This is a genomic window from Streptosporangium minutum (assembly GCF_002149035.1).
Classification (GTDB): Bacteria; Actinomycetota; Actinomycetes; order Streptosporangiales; family Streptosporangiaceae; genus Streptosporangium; species Streptosporangium minutum.
On sequence record NZ_NGFP01000432.1, the window covers coordinates 1 to 3436 of the forward strand.

1 protein-coding gene is annotated in these 3436 nt (G+C 73.9%); it reads right to left on the bottom strand.

The genetic code is table 11. The features are described from left to right. Positions 1 to 3436, bottom strand: a 3436-nt coding sequence (locus CA984_RS43135; protein WP_133061970.1) for a non-ribosomal peptide synthetase, incomplete at both ends; no start/stop codon positions are given.

Here is a 3436-nt window from a genome sequence, read left to right on the forward strand (position 1 = left end):
CACCCGGTCACCGGGCCCCACCCCGAACCGCTCGTTCACATCCACCACCGTGTTGAGCGCCGCCCGATGCGACACCTCAACCCCCTTCGGCTCCCCCGTCGACCCCGACGTGAAGATCACATACGCCGCCGCGCCCGCGTCCACCCCGACCGGCCCCGCCAGGGGGACGCCACCGGCCTCCGTCACCGGCACGCGCTCCACACCGTCCGGCGAACTGGCCGGAGAGCCGTTCGGGCCGCCGTCCGGGGAACCGCCCGAGGAGCCGTCCGGGGAGCCGTTCGGGAAACCGCCCGAGCCGCCGTCCGGGGAGCCGTTCGGGAAGCCGTTCGAGCCGCCGTCCGGGGAGCTGTGGGAGACGCCGGGCTCGCCCGTCAGCACCAGCCGTACGCCCGCGCGCCGGTAGATCCGGTCCCGGCGGACCGGGGGCTGATCCACTCCCACGGGGACGTAGGTCGCCCCGGCGGCCAGCACCCCCAGCACCGCCACGAGCTGGTCCGCGCCTCGCGGCACCGTCACCGCGACCGCGTCGCCCGGCTCGACTCCCCGCGACCGCAGCGCCCCCGCCACCCGCAGGGCCCGGCCGGCGAGCTCGCCGTAGGACAGCTCGACGCCGTCGCCGACCAGCGCGACCCGGCCGGGCTCCCGCTCGGCCAGGGCGAAGAACCCCGAATGCAGGTTTCCCTCGGGCATCGGTCCCGCGGTGCCGTTCGCCTCGGAGCGGACCACGAGCTGGCCGGCCGGGACCGGGCAGGGCGCCGCCGCGTCCCAGTCGTCCCCGGCCAGCCACTCCAGCATCTCGGCGAAGGCGCCGAACATCGCGTCCAGCATGCCCGCGGGGAACAGTTCCTCGACGGCGTCCCAGTTGAACAGCAGCCCGCCCTCGGCCTCGATCACCTGGTGGTCCAGCCACACCTGGGGCGTCTGGGAGACGCCCCAGACCGGCTCGGCGAAGAGCCGCGCGCCGGCGTTCCACGGGTCGTCGCCCGTCACGCCGAGCGTGCTGGTGAACACCACCGGCATGGAGACCTCGGCGGAGCCGGTGCTCCTGGCCAGCTCCCGCATGACCCAGATGGCCGAGGCGTCGCTGTGCTCGAGGTCACGGACCACCTGCTGCTGCAGGCGGCGGGCACTGTCGAGCCAGCTCTCCCCGGCGACGGGCTCGTAGGCGACGAGCAGCAGGGAGGTGAAGTCACCCAGAACCTTGTCGATGTCGGGGTGGACCTCCCTGCGGTCGAAGAGGGTGAGGTTGATCGTCAGGTCCTGCCGCGCGCTCCACGCCCCCAGCACTTCGGCGAACGCCGTAGCGAGCACGGTCGAGGGGGTGAGCGCGTGCCGTCTCGCGCAGTCCTTGACCGCCTGCCACTTCTCGGGCGACAGGCGGGCCTGGCGCCGTACGAAGCGGGGGCGGCCGATCTGCGAGGGGTCGGCGGCGAGCGGCAGCTGGGGCGCGGGGGGCAGCTCGGTCACCCGTCCTGACCAGTACTTTTGCGCCTTTTCGAGCGCGGCGGGATCCGGCTGGACACCGAGCACGTAGTCACGGAAGGACACGCCGACCGGGGGCAGCTCGGCGCCGGGGTCGGTGTAGAGGGCCTCCAGCTCCCGCAGCACGTTCATCGAGCTCAGCGCGTCGAGGATGATGTTGTCGAAGCTGATCCCGATGCGGGTGCGGTCACCGCCGTAGCGCACGGCCCGCACGTCGAACAGGGGCCAGCGCGTCGCGTCGATCAGCTGGTGGGACATGGCGTCCCGCAGGTCCGCCAGGGCCCGGTCGGCCGTGCCGTCGTCGGCGCCGGGGACGTCGGTGACCGGGATGGAGAACCTGGGCACCTGGGGCAGGATGCGCTGGCGGCCGTCGGGGAGGAACTCGGCCCGCAGCATCTCGTGGCGCTCGATGAGCAGGTTCCACGCCTCTTCGAGCCGGGCGAGGTCCATCCCTGTGACGTCGTATTCGGTGTAGAAGTGGCAGCCCACGCCGCCGAGGGCGAAGTCGTCGGTCCGCCCGACCCAGTAGGCGCGCTGCACGTCGGTCGGGGGGAACGGGTCGTAGCGGTGTTCGATGTCGGGGGTCAGCGTCCGCTGCGCGAGGGCGGCGCCGCCGAGTTCGAGGGTGGCCGCGAAGTCGGCGAGCACCGGCGTCTCGAACAGCCGCGACAGCTCCGCCCCGCCGATGCCCGCGGTGCGCAGCCTGGTCATCAGCCGCGTCGCGAGCAGGCTGTCGCCGCCGAGGGTGAAGAAGTTCTGGTCCCGGCCCACGGCGGGCAGTCCGAGCAGTTCGCTCCAGATCTCCGCCACGGCCGTCTCGACCGCGCCGACCGGCGGCACGGACCGTTCGGTGCGGCCTGCGAGCCGGCCTTCGAGGATGTTCCGCACGGCGCCGCGGTCGACTTTGCCGTTGGCGCTGAGCGGCAGGTCCGGCAGCGCCGCGAACCACTCGGGGACCATGTACGGCGGCAGCCGTTCGGCGAGCCATTCCCGCAGTCCCCGGGGGGCGGTGCCGCCGGGCGCCGTCACCAGCGCGGCCAGCCGGCGTGCCTTGCCTCCCACCGTGGTGACCACCGCGTGGCCCACGTCCGGGTGCGCCGCCAGCGCGCTCTCGATCTCGCCCAGCTCGATCCGGTGGCCGCCCACCTTGACCTGGTGGTCGGCCCGGCCCAGGAACTCCAGCGTGCCGTCGGGCCAGTAGCGGCCCAGGTCACCGGTCCGGTACCAGCGCCCGCCGTCACGCTCGACGAACTTGGCCGCCGTGACCTCCGGATCACCCCGGTAACCCAGCGCCACCCCGGCCCCGCCGATCCACAGCTCGCCCGGCACCCAGTCGGGACAGTCACGCCCCCGGCCGTCCACCACGCGGAACCGCTGGTTGGTGAGCGGCCTGCCGTAGGGGACCGAGCTCCAGTGCGGCGGGACCGGCACCGGCACGTCGGTGAAGTTGGACCAGATGGCCGCCTCCGTGGCCCCGCCCAGGGCGACCAGGCGGCAGCCCGGTGCCGCCGCGGCCAGGCGGCCGGGCAGGTCCAGCCCGACCCAGTCGCCCGAGACCATCGCCAGCCGCAGACCGTCCAGCGCTCCCGGCGCGGCCTCACCGGCGACCAGCAGCATGTCCAGCAGCGCCGGGACGGTGTTCCACACCGTCACCCCGTGCGCCGCCACCGCCTCCACCCAGCGGGCGGCGTCCCTGCGCTCGTCCTCGGTGATCAGCACCAGGGCGCCGCCGGTCGACAGCAGCCCGAACACGTCCCACACCGACAGGTCGAAGTCCAGCGCCGACAGCGCCAGCACCCGGTCACCGGGCCCCACCCCGAACCGCTCGTTCACATCCACCACCGTGTTGAGCGCCGCCCGATGCGACACCTCAACCCCCTTCGGCTCCCCCGTCGACCCCGACGTGAAGATCACATACGCCGCCGCGCCCGCGTCCACCCCGACCGGCCCCGCC